Raw genomic sequence first — 15,861 nt, forward strand, 5'->3', positions numbered from 1 at the left:
AAGGGCTGGATCATGGACACCTATCTGCTGAGGAAGCCAGGGGATTAGGCAGTAGGCAGTAGGCAGTAGGCAGTAGGGAATAGGCAGTAAGATAATGGAGGCGATAGGGGCCTCGATTTCGAGCATCCAGGACATCATACCCTACTGCCTACTGCCTACTGCCTACTGCCTACTGCCTACTGCCTACTGCCTACTGCCTACTGCCTATTCCCTCATCCCGCGTCGATCTCCGCCTGCAGGGCCTGCATATGGACGGCGGCGGCCGATGAAGCGGCTCGCTCTATGGCGCGAAACCGGCTGACGACCGCCAAACCCACCGGCGTCAGTTGCGCGCCGCCGCCTTTGCGGCCGCCGGTCTGCGCCGCGACCAGCGGCTTGCCGAACACGCGGTTCATGTCTTCGACCAGATCCCAGGCATGCTTGTAGGACATCTCCATGCCGCGTGCCGCGGCCGAGATCGAGCCGAAGGCGGCGATCTGCTCCAGAAGTTCGATCTTGCCCGGGCCGATTCGGCCGTCGGGGTCGAGATTTATCCGCAGGCTGAGCGACGGCATTTCATCTCCTCGGCTTCCACGGCACGACAATAGTCTCTATGCGAAGCAAGCGCTATTCCAAATATACATAGCGACATGATCGAGATCCTCAAACGTCGGCTTCGGCCGGCAGGCCGGCGCCGGTGTTTGCGCGATCGAAGCTCACCGTCTTGATGACCGCAAAGACCTCGCTTCCCAGCTTGAGACCAAGCGCCTGCCGCGATTGTTCGGTGATCCGCGCGATCACAACCGCGCCGTGGCAATCGATGCCGATTTCGACCTCGGGCCCCTCGCCGGGCTTCATGCTGACGATTGTTCCCTCCAGGATATTGAGCGCGCTGAGTCCGGCGGGTTTCTCGATGGCGACCATCACGTCGCGGGCGCGGACACGTATGCGAACCGAAGCTCCGGCCGGCCGCGCCAGTTTCGGCACGCGGATCTCGCCGGCCTGCGAGGCAAGCACCGTCATGCCGAAAGCCTCGTCGTGACGCAGGACCTTGGTGTCGAGCACCGCTCCGCCCTCGCCGCGTTCCTCCGCCGGCAACAGGTCGAGCCGCCGCATGATCGCCTCTGTCGGGCCCGCGGCCGCAACCTTGCCCTGCGAAAGCACCATGACGTCGCTCGCCAGCCGCGCCACCTCGGCGACGGAATGGCTGACATAGACGATCGGGATCTTCGTCTCGTCGCGCAACCGCTCGATATAGGGGAGGATCTCGGCCTTGCGCGCCTCGTCGAGCGAGGCGAGCGGTTCGTCCATCAGAAGCATTTTCGGGCTGGTAAGCAGCGCGCGGCCGATCGCGACCCGCTGCCTTTCGCCGCCCGACAGTTTTGCGGGCCGCCGGTCGAGCAGGTGACCGATGCCGAGCAGGTCGACCACCGCGTCCATCCTGGCGTAGCGCTCGGAAGCCGGCGTGAACCAGCGGCCGTAGCGCAGATTGCCGGCGACGCTCATATGCGGGAACAGCCGCGCATCCTGGAACACCATGCCGATCCGCCGCTTGTGCATCGGCACGAAGATGCGCGCGGCGGTGTCGACCAGCACCTTGCCGTCGACCGAGATACGGCCTTTGTCCGGACGGATCAGACCCGCGATCAGATTGATCAGCGTCGACTTGCCCGAACCGGACGGCCCGAACAGCGCCGTCAGCCGGCCGGCGCTCTCGAAACGCGCCTCCACGGCGAAATCGCCGAGGCGATGCTGGATATCAACGGAGAGCGTCATTCGATGTCCATTCGCCGGCCGACCCGCCGCGCCAACACTTCCGAAGCGACCAGCGCGACCATCGAGATGACGATCGAGATCAGCGTCAGCCTGAGCGCGCCTTCATCGCCGCCCGGCACTTGTGTGAAGGTGTAGATCGCCGAGGGCAGCGTCTGCGTCTCGTTGGGGATGTTGGAGACGAAGGTGATGGTGGCGCCGAATTCGCCCATCGCCTTGGCGAAGGAAAGGACCGCGCCTGCGATCACGCCGGGCAGGATCAGCGGCAGCGTGATGGTGGCGAACACCCAGAGCGGATTGGCGCCGAGCGTGCCGGCCGCCGCCTCGATTCTGCGGTCGACAGCCTCGATCGACAGCCGGATGGCCCGCACCATCAGCGGAAAGCCCATCACCCCGCAGGCCAGTGCCGCGCCCGTCCAGCGGAACGAGAAGACGATGCCGAAATGCTCGGCAAGGAAGGCGCCGGCCGGGCCACGCCGGCCGAAGGTGAGCAAGAGCAGATAGCCGGTCACCACCGGCGGCAGGATCAGCGGCAAATGCACCAGCCCGTTGAGCAGGGTCTTGCCCCAGAAACGCCCCCGCGCGAGCAGGAGCGCGAGCAGGATGCCGGGCGGCAGGCTGGCGAGCATCGCCACCGTAGCCACCTTGATCGACAGCCGCACCGCATTCCATTCGTCGGGAGTGAGGTCCAGCAGCCAATTCATAGCTATGTCTGCGCGGTCTTTCTCAGTTGCTCGGCGCGAGCACCGTAAAACCCTGCTCCTTGAAGAGCTCGGCGGCCTTGGCCGACTCGACGCATTTCAGGAAGCCAGCCGTATCCTTCTCCTTCGAATCCGCGGTCTGGGCAATTGGGTAGACGATCGGCGGATGCGAATCTTCCGGGAAGGTGCCGACGACCTTGACGCCCTTTTCGGCATGCGCGTCGGTGGCATAGACGATGCCCAGCGCCGCCTCGCCCGTCGACACCAGCTTCAGCGCGGCGCGCACATTCTCGGCCTGCGCGACCTTGCCTTCGACCGACGACCAGACGCCCAGCGATTCCAGCGCCGCCTTGCCGTATTTGCCGGCCGGCACGGCTTTGAAATCGCCCATGGCAAGCTTGCCGTCGCCGATCAGCTTGGCGAGGTCGAAGCCCTTCTCGACCTTGGTCTCGACCGTGGAATCCTTCGGCGCCACCAGCACGATCTGGTTGCCGAGCAGCTTCACTTCGGTATCCGGCTTGGTCAGCTTCTTGTCGGAGAGATACTTCATCCAGTCGAGGTCGGCCGAGACGAAAACGTCGGCCGGCGCGCCGCCTTCGATCTGCTTGGCCAGGGCCGAGCTCGCCGCATAGGAAATGGTAGCGGCTTCGCCGACTTCCGGCTCGCAGGCCTTGTTGACCGCGTCGAGCGCGTCCTTGAGGCTCGCCGCGGCAAATACGATCACCTTGTCGTCGGCATGGGCCGCCGGTACCGCCGCCATCAGCATTGTCGCCAGACCGCCAATAGCAGCCGCCTTCAACCCAAAACCCTTGCCCGTCATGGAATCTCTCCCTGGTTTCAAAATCCGTACGGCGCAAAGCCTCGCATCGATATATCCGCATGAACATAACAAGGGAAGGCTTTTCGCCTGCCATGACATTGTGCGCCGGCGTGGTCTCGGCCTACGATGAATGCGAAACGGAACGGCGAAGCTTAAAGGAGAGACGCATGAAGGTCAGCGCCCGCAACATCCTCGAGGGTAAGGTCACCGAGATCGTCAAGGGAGCCACCACCTCGCATGTCAGGATCGACATCGGCGGCGGCGTCATCGTCACCGCCTCGATCACCAACGAAGCGGTCGCCGACCTCGCGCTCGAGAAAGGCAAGCAGGCCTATGCGGTGATCAAGGCCTCGGACGTCATGGTCGGCATCGACTGAGCCGAAGGCTGGCTCATACGGCGATCGGCGCCTTGATGCTCGCATCCGCGAAATAATTCTCGAGCCGGAAATCCTCGAAGCGGAAGGCGAAGAGGTCTTTCACCTCCGGATTGATCCACATCGTTGGTAAGGCCTTGGGCGTGCGCAGCATCTGCTCGCGCGCCTGCTCGAAATGGTTCGAATAAAGATGCGCGTCGCCGAGCGTGTGGACGAAATCGCCGGGCTTCAGCCCGGTCACCTGCGCCACCATCATGGTGAGCAAGGCATAGGAAGCGATGTTGAATGGCACGCCGAGGAAGATATCGGCCGAGCGTTGGTAAAGCTGGCACGAGAGCCTGCCCTCCGAGACATAGAACTGGAACAGGCAATGGCAGGGCGGCAGCGCCATCGCCTCGACTTCGGCCGGGTTCCAGGCCGAGACGATCAGCCGGCGCGAGTTAGGATTCCTGCGTATCTCCTTCAAAAGGCCCGCGATCTGGTCGATCGCGCCGCCGTGACCGTCCGGCCATGAGCGCCATTGCTTGCCGTAGACCGGGCCGAGATCGCCATTCTCGTCGGCCCATTCGTCCCAGATGGTCACGCCGTGGTCGTTGAGATATTTGATGTTGGTGTCACCGGCCAGGAACCACAAAAGCTCGTGGATGATCGACTTCAGATGCAGCTTCTTTGTCGTCGTGACCGGAAAGCCGCGCGAAAGATCGAAGCGCATCTGGTAGCCGAATACCGAGCGCGTGCCTGTCCCAGTGCGGTCGCCGCGGTCGGCGCCATTTTCCAGCACATGCTTCAACAGGTCGAGATATTGGCGCATCGGCTCCGCCTCGATTCGAGTAACAGGCAATCATACCCGACCGACAGCCGATCGAACACTGCAAAGCAGGCACGGATGTGGGTCGCGCCAAAAACCAACGGCGCCGGCACGGTTTCGTGCCGGCCGCCGGATGGCAGTGCCTTACAGAGATCCGAGTTTGCCGAGGTCCTTGGCGACCAGATAGTAGAAGGTCACGCGGCTCTTGGTGTTGTCGGCATGCATCGCCTTGCAGGTCTTCTCGATCGAGGCATTCGCCTTTGCGGCATCCGCGATGCCGAGCTTCTTGCCGATCCAGTTCTCCCGCACGCGGTCGAGTTCCTTCGGGTCGGTGCAGGATACCAGCGAAGAATCGCGGTTCCTGAGCGCAATGCCCAGATGCTTGACGATCTTATCGACCGCGTCGGCGCTGGCGCCGGCATCGTATTTCTTCACATCCGCAAGATAGTCGGCCATCAAACTTCCCCTCGTCGGCGCCACCGATCCGATCGGTGAGGGTTGTGGCGCGCTACGCAACCTGTGCGTTAGATCAGAGACTCCTCACCGGCAGCGAGATTTGATTGAGTGGGCGCGCAAGTCAACCCTTGGCTGCGCAGTTTGGCATAACCGGACAAGCGCCGGTTTGGCCTTTCTTTTTCCGTTATCGATCCCTATATTCGTTTCGTCGGCTTGACCGACTATGGCGATAAACAGGCGATGAAATAAGCCGTTCGGACCCGGGGGCGGTACCCGGCGCCTCCACCAAAAACCGCTCTGGCTGACGGAGCGGCTTTTGCTGGGGGCGAAATAGGATCGACGAAGGTGTAAAGATCGTACTTTTGCCCGGCATTGTACCACCGTCATCGGGCTAAACTTATAGTTGCCAACGACAACTATGCGGAAGCTCGTCTCGCTGCTTAATGCGGCGCGAACGCTTCAAATCAAGCCCTAGCGGTTCGCACTTCTAGGCGGGGTTCGGAGGTACCTGGCAACAGAAACCTCCACCTTCCCCTCTTTTGCTTCTTCCCACCAACCGAACGGCCAAGGCTCGTCCGGCGCTTGATGCGCGGCGTACAGCCTTGCCGCCCATCCTCAAGGGACAAGCGATGCAAAACGATTGCGGCCGATTCTTCGTGCTGACCGGCGGTCCAGGTTCCGGCAAGACCACCTTGATCGAAGCGCTGCGGGCCCAGGGCTTCGCGACGGCGCCTGAGGCCGGGCGCGGCATCATCCGCGACCAGATGGCCATCGGCGGCCCTGCCCTACCCTGGCAGGATCGCGCGCTCTTTGCCGAGCTGATGCTGTCGTGGGAGCTGCGCTCCTGGCAGGCCGCGCATGCCGAACCTCCTGGCCCGGTCTTCTTCGACCGCGGCGCGCCCGACACCATTGGCTATCTCAGACTCTGCGGCCTGCCGGTGCCGGACCACCTCACAAGCGCTGCGAGGAAATTCCGCTACGCGCGCCGCGTCTTCGTCGCGCCACCCTGGCCGGAGATCTTCACCCAGGAGGAGGAGCGCAAGCAGACGCTCGACGAGGCCGAGCGCACATTCCGCTCGGTGACCGGCGTCTATGTGGAGCTCGGTTACGAACTGGTGCCGTTGCCCCTCGCTCCGGTCGAGGAACGGTTGCGCTTCGTCATCGATCAGGCCGGCTTGCAACAGACATGAAAAAGGCCGGGCACGCCCGGCCTTTTCTGTCTTGTCTGTGATTGCCTACTCCGCCGGCGCCTCGACCGCTTCGCGCTCGCGGCCGAGCGTCAGCTTGGCCAGCGTGAAGGAAATCACCGCGCAGAGCGTTATGCCCGCCACCATCGGCAGCGGCGTGCCGTCGAAGAAGATGCCGGCGACGCCCATCGCCAGCGCGCCGATGGCGAAATGCAGCGTGCCCATCAGCGCCGAGGCCGTGCCGGCGATCTCGCCATGTTCTTCCATCGCCAGCACCGAGGTTGTCGGGATGACCAGGCCAAGGAAGCCGTAGCCGACGAAGAGCAGCGCGGCCATCACGTCGAGCCGGTCGACACCCGAGGCCATGATGGCGAACAGCGCCACCATGACCGTGGCATAGCCGGTGACCGCCACCCAGACGACACGCTTCAAACCAAAACGGTCGGCCAGCATCCCGGTCAGCTGCGACATGCCGATGAAGGCGACCGCGTTGATCGAGAAGAACACACTGTAGACCGACGGCGACAGGCCGTAGTGGTCGATCAGGATGAAGGACGAGCTTGACAGATAGACGAAGAAGCTCGCAATGCCGAAGCCCGCGATCGCCACAAGGCCAAGGAAGTTGCGGTCGCCCATCAGGTAGCGGTAGCCGGCAAGCGCCGTGCCGAACGACGAGCCGGCGCGCTCTTCGACCGGCCGCGTCTCCTTGAGCGAGGTGGCAAGCAGGATGGTGGCCAAAGCAGCGGCACCCGTCACCGTCCAGAACACGGCGCGCCAACCGAAACTCTCGATGATCTGGCTGCCGGTCAGCGGCGCCAGGATCGGCGACACCGAGAACACCAGCATCAGAAGCGACATCAGCTTGGCGGCCTCGTTGCCGGTGTGCAGGTCGCGCACGATGGCGCGCGGCACCGCCATGCCGGCGCTGGCGCCGAGACCCTGAAGGAAGCGGAAGGCGATCAGCCACTCGATGGTCGGCGCCATCGCCGAGCCGACGCCGCCGGCCATGAACAGCGCAAGGCCGGCATAAAGCGGCGCCTTGCGGCCGACCATGTCGGAGATCGGGCCGACGACGATCTGCCCGAAGCCCATCGACAGGAAGAAGATCAGAAGGCTCATCTGCACGGCGGCTGTGCCGGCATGCAGATCCTGGCCGATCGAAGGCAGCGCGGGGAGATACATATCGATCGCAAACGGGCCGATCGCGGACAACAAGCCGAGCACGACCGCGATGCGGAGGAATTTTGGACTCATGATAAGGCTCTTTTCGGATATGGTTGCCGCCGCGAATATCGGCGTCTGAACCCAGGACGTTCCATCCCGCGGAAATCCGACACCTGAGAGCGAATTCATTCGTCACTAGAGCGAACTTGTTCGTCTCGGTAGCGCAGACTTCCCGTTATTGTGTCCACAAATTTAGACAGGCTTGTCCAATTCGTCAATCACCGCTATATAGATTTTCATGAAGCACGGCATTTCTCCTGACACTTTCCCGCCACGCAGCCACGAGGCCAAGCGGGTGTCGGTGGTGGAGGCTGCTGCTTCGGTTTTTTGTCGGGAAGGCTATGCCGGCGCCAATATCGACCTGATCGCGGCCGAGGCCGGCGTTTCACGCCAGACTGTCTACAACCATCACGGCGATAAGGAAAAGCTCTTCGTCGCCGTCGTGCGCGACCTGACGGAGCGCTGTAATGCCGGCATCTTCGCCACCATCGCCACCTTTCCCGACCAGCCTACGGACCTGGAAGCCGACCTGGTCGCCTTTGCGGTGCGCATGAACCGCAACTGCATCTGCAACCGCGACGGCCGTTTCCTGCGCAAGCTGATCCAGGCCGAAGGCGAGCGCTATCCGGAATTGTTTGCCGAATGGCGCGAACAAGGCCCGGGCCGCACCTGGTCGGCGCTTGCCGCGCGCTTCGCCCGGCTTGCCTTCGCCGGTCACCTGTCGATCGGCGACCCCGACGTCGCGGCGCGTCAGTTCCTCGCCCTCGTCAACGCCGAGCTTCAGATCACTTTCATGCTGGGCGGCTTACCAACCGAGGAAGAGGTGCTGCGCTCCGCCGCCAACGGTGTGCGGACCTTTCTCGGCGCCTTCGCCAGGAAGAAATTGCCGGCCGGCAAACAGGCGGCGCTCGTTCACGCCTGAGCGATCAAATCGCCGACGCCCCTCTTGGCCTCACGGCTTTGCGCCTATATGCGGTTTACGCCGCGCTCAAGCTTGATTACAGCTATGCGGACGATTCAACGGAACCCGACCATCAGATGGCCGACGACCACATCCGCTACGACATTCTGGCCCAGGAGGCTCTGCGCGGCGTCATGCGCAAGGTCCTGGCCGAAGTCGCGCGCACGGGCCTTCCGGGCAATCATCATTTCTTCATCACCTTCCTGACCGGCGCGCCGGGCGTGCGCATCTCGTCCAGGCTGCGCGAGCGCTATCCGGAGCAGATGACCATCGTCATCCAGTTCCAGTATTGGGACCTGAAGGTGACGGATGCCGGCTTCGAGGTCGGACTTTCCTTCTCCGACGTGCCGGAGAAGCTCGAAATCCCCTTCTCGGCCGTGCGCGGCTTCTACGATCCGTCGGTCAATTTCGAGCTCGAATTCGACGTCAAGACGGAGAGCGCCGAAGACGAGGCCGCCGCTCCGGCGCCCGAGCCGGTCGCCGTCGTCCCCGAGAAGAGGCCGGAATCCAAAAAGAAGGCCGCCGAGGCCGAGAAGAAGCCGGCGGTCGCCGAGACCGGCGGCAAGGGCGCCGACGTCGTTTCGCTCGACGCCTTCCGCAAGAAGTAGCCAGCGCCATGGGCGAGGTCGTCAATCTCCGCCAGGCCCGCAAGCAGAAAGCGCGCATCGAGAAAGAACGCCAGGCCGGCGAGAACCGGGCGCTGCACGGCCGCTCGAAGACGGAGCGCGAGCGTGACCGGCTGGCATCGGAAAAGGCCGGGAAATTCGTGGCCGGCCATCGCCGGGAAAAACCCGACGACCCCGGCGAGCGCTGAGTCCCTGCAATGGCCGCGGTCGAAAAACGTTCGGTAACGATCCGCGGTCACCGCACCAGCTTTTCCCTGGAACAGCCTTTTTATGACGATCTCATCGCCATAGCCGCGCAGCGCTCGCTGTCGCTCGCGGCGCTGGTCGCGGAGATCGACGAGACGCGCACCCGCGACGCCAACCTGTCGTCCGCGCTGAGGCTCTATGTGCTGGCCTGGGCGAAGCGCGGCGGCGCGGCGCCGTGATGCCTAAGCCGGATCGCCCACGTTTTGCCCTGCCTTGCGCTTGGCGCCGAAGCTGAGCAGGGCCGACCGGTCGCGCTCCTCCGCCTGCTTTTTCGACCTTGCCCGCATCATGTCTTTCCAGCCGATATAGCCGACAAGCCGTTCATCGTCGCGTGAGACGACCGGCAGATGCGAGACATTGGCGAGCAGAAGCTTGTCGGAAAGCGCCTCCAGATATTCGTCCGGATAAGCCAGCGTGATCTTGCTGCCGGCGAGCAATTCGCCGAGCGTCGTGCTGCGATGCTTGCCGGCGCGCCGCCAGCGCAGGATCGCGGGCGGATCGATGACGCCGAGCACATGCCCCTCCCCGTTGACCACCGGGAAGCTCGGGTGCCGCGTGTCCGGCGCGGTCAGGAACGTTGCCGCGCCGTGCAGCGTCATCGTCGCCGGCACGCTCTCGACCTTCGTCGTCATCACTTCCTTGACCCTTGTCAAAGCGAAAGGGTCGACGCGGTATTCGCGCACGAGGTGATGCCCGCGTCGCGCCACCTTTTCGGTCAGGATCGAGCGCTTCATCAACAGCACGGTGACCGCGTGAGCGGTGGCGCAGGCCGCGATCAGCGGCACCAGGACATGCGTGTTGCCGGTGAGCTCGGTGGCGAAGAAAGTCGCGGTCAGCGGCGCGCGCATCGTGCCGCCCATGGTCGCGGCCATCGCCAGCAGCGGCCAGAAGCCGGGGCTTGCCTCGGGCAGGATGCCCGAGAGCACCGCACCCATCGCTCCGCCCATGATGAGCAGCGGCGCCAGCACGCCGCCCGAGGTCCCGGACCCCAGCGCCACCGACCAGATGATGGCCTTCACCACCAGAAGCAGCAGCGCGGCGGTGGCGACGGTGCGGCCGTCGAGCATATTGGCGATGTTGTCGTAGCCGACGCCAAGCGCGTGCGGTTCGATCAGGCCGCCGATGCCGACCACCAGGCCGCCGATCATCGGCCACCACATCCAGTGTATCGGCAGCTTCAGGAAGGCGTCCTCGCAGGCATAGACCAGTTGCGTCAGCAGGCCCGAAAGCAGCCCGGCGGCAATGCCCACCAGCACCCAGCCGCCCAATCCTGCAATCGATGAATCCATGCTGCCCGAGAACGGAAAGATCGGACCCGGCAGGTGCAGCAAGCTGCGTTCGACTTCCGCGACGATTGCCGCGACGGCGACAGGGATGAAGCTGCGCGGCGTCCACTCGAACAGGAGCAATTCGACGGCGAGCATGATGGCGGCGATCGGCGTGCCGAAAACCGTCGTCATGCCGGCCGCCGCACCCGCCACCAGCAGCGTCTTGCGCTCATTGTCGCTGACCGGCAGCATCTGCGCGATCAGCGAGCCGATGGCGCCGCCGGTCATGATGATCGGGCCTTCGGCGCCGAACGGTCCGCCCGAGCCGATCGAGATCGCCGAAGACAGCGGTTTCAGCACCGCGACCTTGGCGTCGAGCCGCGAGCGCCCGAGCAGGATCGCCTCGATGGCCTCGGGAATGCCGTGGCCGCGGATCTTCTCGCTGCCGAAGCGCGCCATCAGGCCGATGATCAGCGCGCCGATCACCGGGACGATCACGGCGGCATAGCCCAGCGGCGAGTCCTCGAGCTTGAGTTCGGCCAGCGAGAACTGGCCGAAATAGGCGATGTTGGTGGCAAGACGGATGAGCTGCAGGAGTACGATGCCGGCGAAGAGCCCAGCGGTCGCCACCACGACGGCAATGGCCGCGATCAGCAGAACACGCGGATCGGTCGTGAAGTCGCGGAGATTGCCGTTGCCGGCGTGAGCAGGTTTCATTTTGGGAGCCTGAACTTTCTGGCGGCGCGAAGGCCGTCCGGTTTCAGGCGGCCTAATATCGTAATACGATATAAATCTGCAAGGCTGTTTTCAATCGCTGCACCGCGTCATTTTGGACAGGGATCGGGACGGCCAGTTGAGCTTTTGCGGGAAAAGACCATAAGTCGGGAAATGACGCCGCCGAAACCACGCCCCGCCATCAGCCAGGCCGACTACCAGCGGCTGTCGCAGTTCCGTTATCTGATCCGCCGCTTTCTCGAATTCAGCCAGGTCCAGGCCAACGAGGCGGGCCTCACGCCGCGCCAGCACCAGGCGCTGCTGGCGATCAAGGGATTTCCCGGCGGCGGACCGGTGACGGTGGGCGAGCTTGCCGAGCGGCTACGCATCCGCCACCACAGCGCGGTGGAACTGGTGAACCGCCTTGCCGAGGCAGGCCTGGTGATACGCGATCAGGACAAGAGCGATCACCGCCGCGTCTTGCTGCAGCTCACCCCTTTGGCCGACGATCGCCTGGCCGACTTGTCGGCCGCGCATCTCGACGAGCTTTCGCGCATCGAGCCGATGCTGCGGCGCCTGCTCTCGCGCCAGGAACAGTCCTAGGCGCGGTGGCTAATTCGCTACGTGTGCGACGCGAAGCTCAACCGCCGTCGAGCGACTTCAGCAGATTGTCGATCGTGAACGGGTTGGCCTTCGGCTTCGCCGGCGCTGAAGTCGAACCATCATTGACGCCGGGCAGCGCCCCCTCGGCCTTTGGCGTTTGCGCGGCCGCCTTGCGTGCTGCTTCCAGCTTCGCTTGCTCGGCCTTCTTGCGATCGGCCTGTGCCTTGGCCGCCTCGTCCGCGGCCCGCTGCTCGGCCTCGGCCTTCGCCTGTGCATCGGCCTTGGCCTTGGCGTCCGCTTCGGCCTGCGCCTTGGCGTCGGCTTCCGCCTTCACCCTGGCCTCTTCGTCGGCCTTGGCTTTTGCTTCAGCTTCAGCCTTTGCCTGCGCTTCAGCCTGTGCCTGCGCTTCCGCTTCGGCTTTCGCCCTGGCTTCCGCCTCGGCCTTCTGCCGCGCCTCTTCCTCTTGCCGGCGCAACTCTTCGGCCGCGTTGTCGCGCTCCGTCTGCAGCGAGGCGTAATAGCGCACTTCGCGCCGCAGCCGCTGCTTCTCCAAGAGCGCCGCCTGCATTGCCTCGACCCGCTGCTGTTCCTTCTCCAGCGCGCGCTGCGTCAGGAACTGCGCCAGCGGGCCGCTGTCGAACTGGGGCGCGGTCGCCCCAAGCGGACCGGCCAGGCTGAAATTGACGGCCGGTTCGGAACCGACCAGCGCCTCGTCGCCAGCGTGGTAGGTCAGCGCCCCTTTTGCCGTGACGGTGCTCGTGTTGAGATCGGCCGTCACGTCGGCGGACAAGGTCGCGCCGGGATTGTCGAGGCTCATTGGCGGCACCCGCAACGTGCCGTTGGCGACGGTGAAGGCCACATCGGTATCGCCGGCGGCGAAGCTGCCCTCCCCGGCGATCTGGGGCGCGAACTCCGCGGTTTTGGCCGTGTCGATGTCGCGTCCGATCGCGTCGGCCTTGGCGATCATGGCGGCAAAGCCGCCCGGATTGATGCCGTCCACTTTCAATCCCTTCAGCGCCGCTGTGCCGGATCCGGACAGGGCTGCAATCATGGCGTCGACGGATTTGCCGCTGGTCGACAGCGCCGTCGAAAGATCGCCGCTGCCGCCGATACCGGCGCCGGGCAGAACCGCGGAAAGATCGCTGCCGGCCAGCCTCATCTGGCCGGAGAACAGGCCGGTGCCCTCCGTGTTCTTCAGGTCGAACAGGCCGGTCAGGTCGCCGCCGTAGAGCTTCGCCTTGAGGTCGGAGACGTGGATGCCTTCGCGGTCGAGCTTCAGCGAGAATGAAGCGTCATGCGCCGTGGCGAAGGGCCCGACGGCGAGCGCCGATGTGTTGAGATCGAGATCTGCGTTGAACGGCAGCGTCGACTTCTGGCTGAACGGCGTCGTCGGCCAGCCGCCCTTGGCGGGGGCGAAAGACTGGTCCCCGAACAGCGAGACCGCCAGCGGATCAAGGTCGAGCTCGTCGAGCACCAGCGCCCCGGCAAGATGCGGCAGCCCATCCTTGGCGTCGTCGATGTTGACGTCGCCGGAAACCGCCGCCTTGTTGATCGAACCGGTAAGACCGCTCAGCACCAGGAGCCCATTGCCGAAATCGGCATCGGCCGCCAGCGACGTTGCCGTCCCGGTTCCCATGCCGGGCAGGCCTACACCCGTCGTCATCAGCCACGGCTCGATATCGGCGGCATCGAGACTGACCTTGCCCTTGGCGGTCGGGCCTTGCGCCGTCGAGGCGACTGTTCCGTCGAAGCCTGCCCTGAAATCATCGGCCGTCAGGTTGAAGCTGGTCGCGAGACCGCCAGCAACCGAGCCCTTCGCCGAGACGTCGGTGTTGGCGTGGCCGAGCATGCCGAGCGGCAGCGCAGGCAGGCCGTAAAGCGCAAGCAGCGTGGTGGCGTTGTCGTTGCGGGCGTTGAAGGTGATCGACACCGGCGCCTCGGAGAGCTTGTCCACGGTCCCCTTGCCGGAAAGCGACGCCGAGAAGGCCGAGCCGCCGGCCTTGCCCTTGGCCGACAGCGCCAAGCCCGTGGTGCCGTCGCCATTGTCGGCGGCACTGGTCAAGAGATCGATGCGCGCGTCCTGGAACAGTTCGGGATAGGCCGCCGCGCGGCTGGCCAGGCCTTTGAGCACGCCATTGTCGGGATAGTGCTGTGCGGCGACATCGATCAGCGGCTTGAGGTCCACCGCCACCACGGAAGCGTTGAGCTTGCCGGTCGGGCTCTGCGGGAAATCCTTGACCCGGCCCGTGGCGCTGATCGAGGCGCCAGCCAGGCCGCCGATCGAAAGCCGATCGATCTCGAGCAGGCCCTCGCGCAGCCGCAGCGCCGTGTCGACGGTGTCGGCGCTGAGCCCGGCAGCGCTGACTGGACCCGCCTTGATCTGGAAATCGAGATCGCGATCCGAAAACCGGTTGGCGCCCTTGTCGCTGACGAAGATCGAGGCGAAGGCGGCGAGCCCGTCCAGGTCCATCTCGCCGCCCGTCAGCCGCATCAGCACCGACGGCCTGGCGCCATCCTGCTGGCTGGAATCGATGCTGCCCGCAAACTTCGCCTTGCCGAGGATGAGCTCGAGATCGCTGAAGGACTGCCGGTTCTCGCTGAGATCGACCTTGGCCTTGAAGCCTGCCGCGGGCAGCCGGCGGATCGCCTCGTCGACATCCTTCGACAGCCAGGCGGCAAAGCCGGACGGCTGTCCGACGGCGAGCAGCAACGAGCCGGTGAAGCCGAAGTGGTCCTCGACGCTCAGCATGCCGTCGGCTTCGAGCGTCGTGCGGCCCGGCAGCGTCGCGGCGAGCGACTTGACCGACCAGCCCCCTTCGACCGGCTCGGCCGACAGCCGCACGTCGCGCACCGTCGTGTCGCCCGCCACCACCGCCGGCAGCCTGACCTCGACCGTGCCCGGTATGGTCGGCTTCGGCATGTGCTGCAGCGTCCGCTCCAATGCCGCGATGCGCTGGTCGAGCGTGAAGCCGGCGCCAGCGGCCCCGCCGACGGCCTCGTCGAACTGCACCTGCGCGCCGCTGGCCTCGACCGAGAAATGCGGCTTCAGGCCGAGATCGACCGATGCCTTGCCGTCGGCGGTATAGGGATTGTCGAGCGGCCCGGTTTCGAAGCGGAACTCGTCGAAATTGAGCTTCTGGTGGTCGAGCGCGAACTTGCCGTTCAGCCGGAAGCCTGGGTCGGGCTTGCCGGTGCTGATCTTGACCGGCTGGCCCTCGTTGCCGCGCAGTTCGGCCGAATTCCTGTCGTCACCCGAAATCTTGAACTGGCCGGAATAGACCGCGGCGCCCTTGACGATGCCGGCATTGCCGTCGGTTTCGATGATCAGCGGATAGGCATCGGGATCCGCTTTCAGCCTGAGCCGCATCTGGCCGTCCGGCTCCACCTTGCCGGTCGAAGCCGAGACGTCGGCGCGCAGGCCGTCGAAGCGCAGCGTTCCGTCCATGCGCCATGGGCCGGTGAGCGCCTTGGCGGAAATGGTCGAGTTGATCTCCGAGATCAGATGGCTGCGTCCGCCGGCGGCGTGGCGCAATTCGATCTGCCCTTCGGTTACCGACAGCTTCTCGATCGCGATCTGGCCTGGGTTGAAGGGCGTCGAGGGCCGGAGTGTCCAGTCGACGGTGCCGTCGCCGGCGACATTGATGGTGGCTTTCGGATGCACCAGCCGCATGTCGAAGATCAGCACCTCGCCGCGCAGGAATGGCGCGAGCTCGGCATCCATGGAAAAGGTCTCGACCGTCATTGCCGGCTGGCCTTCCGGCCCCCCCGCGACCTCGACATTGGAGAAGGTCACCGACGGAAACGGCAACAGCCGTGCCGTCGCGTCGCCCCTCACCGTCACCTTGCGGCCGAGAATGGCGCTCGCCTCGCGCTCGAAATCGCCCCGGTAACCTGTCCAGTCGATAAAATACGGCACCACCAGCGCCGCGCACAGCACCAGCACGAACAGGCCACCGAAGATCACGAACAGGCGGGCGAGCATCTGTTTCCCGGGTTGAAAGTCAGCCGCACTCTACCCGCATCCGCGTGTCGATAAAGAGGCAATTCAGCGTGCGACAGCCGCCAATGTCTCCAGTTGCGTGACCGCTCGCGGTCGCGATATCTCTTTTGCAAATCCCTGC

General features: G+C 64.6%; 16 protein-coding genes and 1 other RNA gene. 8 read left to right on the forward strand and 9 right to left on the reverse strand.

Features of this window, described 5'->3' with window-relative positions:
* Nucleotides 1-212 precede the first annotated feature (212 nt).
* From FJ417_RS15490 to modA, 4 genes are all read right to left on the reverse strand, one after another.
* On the reverse strand, nt 213-554 hold the full coding sequence (locus FJ417_RS15490) for a winged helix-turn-helix domain-containing protein (RefSeq protein WP_140644177.1): 342 nt from the start codon (nt 552-554) through the stop codon (nt 213-215).
* Between the two features lie 88 nt (nt 555-642).
* Nucleotides 643-1,755 carry a molybdenum ABC transporter ATP-binding protein gene (gene modC, locus FJ417_RS15495; protein ID WP_140644175.1) on the reverse strand — a complete coding sequence of 371 codons (1,113 nt, stop codon included), beginning with the start codon at nt 1,753-1,755 and terminating at the stop codon, nt 643-645.
* Entirely contained in the window at nt 1,752-2,456 is a 705-nt protein-coding gene (gene modB / locus FJ417_RS15500; RefSeq protein ID WP_140644173.1) for a molybdate ABC transporter permease subunit, read from the reverse strand. Before modB ends, modC begins: the two co-directional genes overlap by 4 nt.
* Nucleotides 2,457-2,478: 22 nt before the next feature.
* Entirely contained in the window at nt 2,479-3,273 is a 795-nt protein-coding gene (gene modA / locus FJ417_RS15505) for a molybdate ABC transporter substrate-binding protein (RefSeq protein ID WP_140784056.1), read from the reverse strand.
* 167 nt (nt 3,274-3,440) lie between these two features.
* Between modA and FJ417_RS15510 the strand changes: the two genes are divergently transcribed.
* The gene (locus tag FJ417_RS15510) at nt 3,441-3,650 is read left to right on the forward strand and encodes a molybdopterin-binding protein (RefSeq protein ID WP_140784057.1); all 210 of its coding nucleotides are present in this window, start codon (nt 3,441-3,443) and stop codon (nt 3,648-3,650) included.
* Between the two features lie 13 nt (nt 3,651-3,663).
* Here the strand turns inward: FJ417_RS15510 and FJ417_RS15515 are convergent, their stop codons facing one another.
* Together FJ417_RS15515 and FJ417_RS15520 are read right to left on the reverse strand one after the other, a co-directional pair.
* Nucleotides 3,664-4,458 carry a thymidylate synthase gene (locus FJ417_RS15515; RefSeq protein WP_140784058.1) on the reverse strand — a complete coding sequence of 265 codons (795 nt, stop codon included), beginning with the start codon at nt 4,456-4,458 and terminating at the stop codon, nt 3,664-3,666.
* 141 nt (nt 4,459-4,599) lie between these two features.
* Nucleotides 4,600-4,911: a DUF2853 family protein gene (locus FJ417_RS15520; protein WP_140644165.1), complete on the reverse strand. Its 312-nt coding sequence runs from the start codon at nt 4,909-4,911 to the stop codon at nt 4,600-4,602.
* Between the two features lie 168 nt (nt 4,912-5,079).
* Here FJ417_RS15520 and ssrA point away from each other — a divergent pair.
* Nucleotides 5,080-5,440: a transfer-messenger RNA gene (gene ssrA / locus FJ417_RS15525) on the forward strand.
* A gap of 100 nt (nt 5,441-5,540) precedes the next feature.
* Nucleotides 5,541-6,101 carry an AAA family ATPase gene (locus FJ417_RS15530; protein ID WP_140784059.1) on the forward strand — a complete coding sequence of 187 codons (561 nt, stop codon included), beginning with the start codon at nt 5,541-5,543 and terminating at the stop codon, nt 6,099-6,101.
* Nucleotides 6,102-6,146: 45 nt separating this feature from the next.
* Here the strand turns inward: FJ417_RS15530 and FJ417_RS15535 are convergent, their stop codons facing one another.
* Entirely contained in the window at nt 6,147-7,352 is a 1,206-nt protein-coding gene (locus FJ417_RS15535) for a multidrug effflux MFS transporter (protein ID WP_140784060.1), read from the reverse strand.
* A gap of 208 nt (nt 7,353-7,560) precedes the next feature.
* On the opposite strand from FJ417_RS15535, the gene FJ417_RS15540 reads away from it, so the two are divergent.
* The 4 genes from FJ417_RS15540 to FJ417_RS15555 all read left to right on the forward strand — a co-directional run bounded on the left by FJ417_RS15540 (nt 7,561) and on the right by FJ417_RS15555 (nt 9,334).
* Entirely contained in the window at nt 7,561-8,244 is a 684-nt protein-coding gene (locus FJ417_RS15540; RefSeq protein WP_140644159.1) for a TetR/AcrR family transcriptional regulator, read from the forward strand.
* 116 nt (nt 8,245-8,360) lie between these two features.
* The gene (locus FJ417_RS15545) at nt 8,361-8,891 is read left to right on the forward strand and encodes an SspB family protein (protein WP_140784061.1); all 531 of its coding nucleotides are present in this window, start codon (nt 8,361-8,363) and stop codon (nt 8,889-8,891) included.
* An 8-nt stretch (nt 8,892-8,899) separates the two neighbouring features.
* Nucleotides 8,900-9,097 carry a DUF4169 family protein gene (locus FJ417_RS15550; RefSeq protein ID WP_140705871.1) on the forward strand — a complete coding sequence of 66 codons (198 nt, stop codon included), beginning with the start codon at nt 8,900-8,902 and terminating at the stop codon, nt 9,095-9,097.
* Between the two features lie 9 nt (nt 9,098-9,106).
* The gene (locus FJ417_RS15555; RefSeq protein WP_140705873.1) at nt 9,107-9,334 is read left to right on the forward strand and encodes a ribbon-helix-helix domain-containing protein; all 228 of its coding nucleotides are present in this window, start codon (nt 9,107-9,109) and stop codon (nt 9,332-9,334) included.
* 3 nt (nt 9,335-9,337) lie between these two features.
* Here FJ417_RS15555 and FJ417_RS15560 read toward each other — a convergent pair whose 3' ends face one another.
* Nucleotides 9,338-11,140 carry a chloride channel protein gene (locus FJ417_RS15560; protein WP_140784062.1) on the reverse strand — a complete coding sequence of 601 codons (1,803 nt, stop codon included), beginning with the start codon at nt 11,138-11,140 and terminating at the stop codon, nt 9,338-9,340.
* A gap of 171 nt (nt 11,141-11,311) precedes the next feature.
* Between FJ417_RS15560 and FJ417_RS15565 the strand changes: the two genes are divergently transcribed.
* Nucleotides 11,312-11,740, forward strand: a complete 429-nt coding sequence (locus FJ417_RS15565) for a helix-turn-helix domain-containing protein (protein ID WP_140644149.1) — start codon at nt 11,312-11,314, stop codon at nt 11,738-11,740.
* A 37-nt stretch (nt 11,741-11,777) separates the two neighbouring features.
* On the opposite strand, the gene FJ417_RS15570 is transcribed toward FJ417_RS15565, so the two are convergent.
* Nucleotides 11,778-15,722 carry an AsmA family protein gene (locus FJ417_RS15570; protein ID WP_140784063.1) on the reverse strand — a complete coding sequence of 1,315 codons (3,945 nt, stop codon included), beginning with the start codon at nt 15,720-15,722 and terminating at the stop codon, nt 11,778-11,780.
* Between the last annotated feature and the right edge of the window lie 139 nt (nt 15,723-15,861).

Origin of the sequence: Mesorhizobium sp. B3-1-7, from assembly GCF_006439385.1 — a bacterium.
GTDB lineage: Bacteria > Pseudomonadota > Alphaproteobacteria > Rhizobiales > Rhizobiaceae > Mesorhizobium.

Bases quoted from the DNA above. Each gene is read 5' to 3' on its own strand.
- FJ417_RS15545 (WP_140784061.1), top strand. From the start codon at position 8,361: ATGGCCGACGACCACATCCGCTACGACATTCTGGCCCAGGAGGCTCTG.
- FJ417_RS15550 (WP_140705871.1), top strand. From the start codon at position 8,900: ATGGGCGAGGTCGTCAATCTCCGCCAGGCCCGCAAGCAGAAAGCGCGC.
- FJ417_RS15565 (WP_140644149.1), top strand. From the start codon at position 11,312: ATGACGCCGCCGAAACCACGCCCCGCCATCAGCCAGGCCGACTACCAG.
- FJ417_RS15510 (WP_140784057.1), top strand. From the start codon at position 3,441: ATGAAGGTCAGCGCCCGCAACATCCTCGAGGGTAAGGTCACCGAGATC.
- FJ417_RS15515 (WP_140784058.1), bottom strand. From the start codon at position 4,458: ATGCGCCAATATCTCGACCTGTTGAAGCATGTGCTGGAAAATGGCGCC.
- modC (WP_140644175.1), bottom strand. From the start codon at position 1,755: ATGACGCTCTCCGTTGATATCCAGCATCGCCTCGGCGATTTCGCCGTG.
- FJ417_RS15570 (WP_140784063.1), bottom strand. From the start codon at position 15,722: ATGCTCGCCCGCCTGTTCGTGATCTTCGGTGGCCTGTTCGTGCTGGTG.
- FJ417_RS15535 (WP_140784060.1), bottom strand. From the start codon at position 7,352: ATGAGTCCAAAATTCCTCCGCATCGCGGTCGTGCTCGGCTTGTTGTCC.
- modB (WP_140644173.1), bottom strand. From the start codon at position 2,456: ATGAATTGGCTGCTGGACCTCACTCCCGACGAATGGAATGCGGTGCGG.
- FJ417_RS15560 (WP_140784062.1), bottom strand. From the start codon at position 11,140: ATGAAACCTGCTCACGCCGGCAACGGCAATCTCCGCGACTTCACGACC.
- FJ417_RS15540 (WP_140644159.1), top strand. From the start codon at position 7,561: ATGAAGCACGGCATTTCTCCTGACACTTTCCCGCCACGCAGCCACGAG.
- FJ417_RS15555 (WP_140705873.1), top strand. From the start codon at position 9,107: ATGGCCGCGGTCGAAAAACGTTCGGTAACGATCCGCGGTCACCGCACC.
- FJ417_RS15520 (WP_140644165.1), bottom strand. From the start codon at position 4,911: ATGGCCGACTATCTTGCGGATGTGAAGAAATACGATGCCGGCGCCAGC.
- FJ417_RS15490 (WP_140644177.1), bottom strand. From the start codon at position 554: ATGCCGTCGCTCAGCCTGCGGATAAATCTCGACCCCGACGGCCGAATC.
- FJ417_RS15530 (WP_140784059.1), top strand. From the start codon at position 5,541: ATGCAAAACGATTGCGGCCGATTCTTCGTGCTGACCGGCGGTCCAGGT.
- modA (WP_140784056.1), bottom strand. From the start codon at position 3,273: ATGACGGGCAAGGGTTTTGGGTTGAAGGCGGCTGCTATTGGCGGTCTG.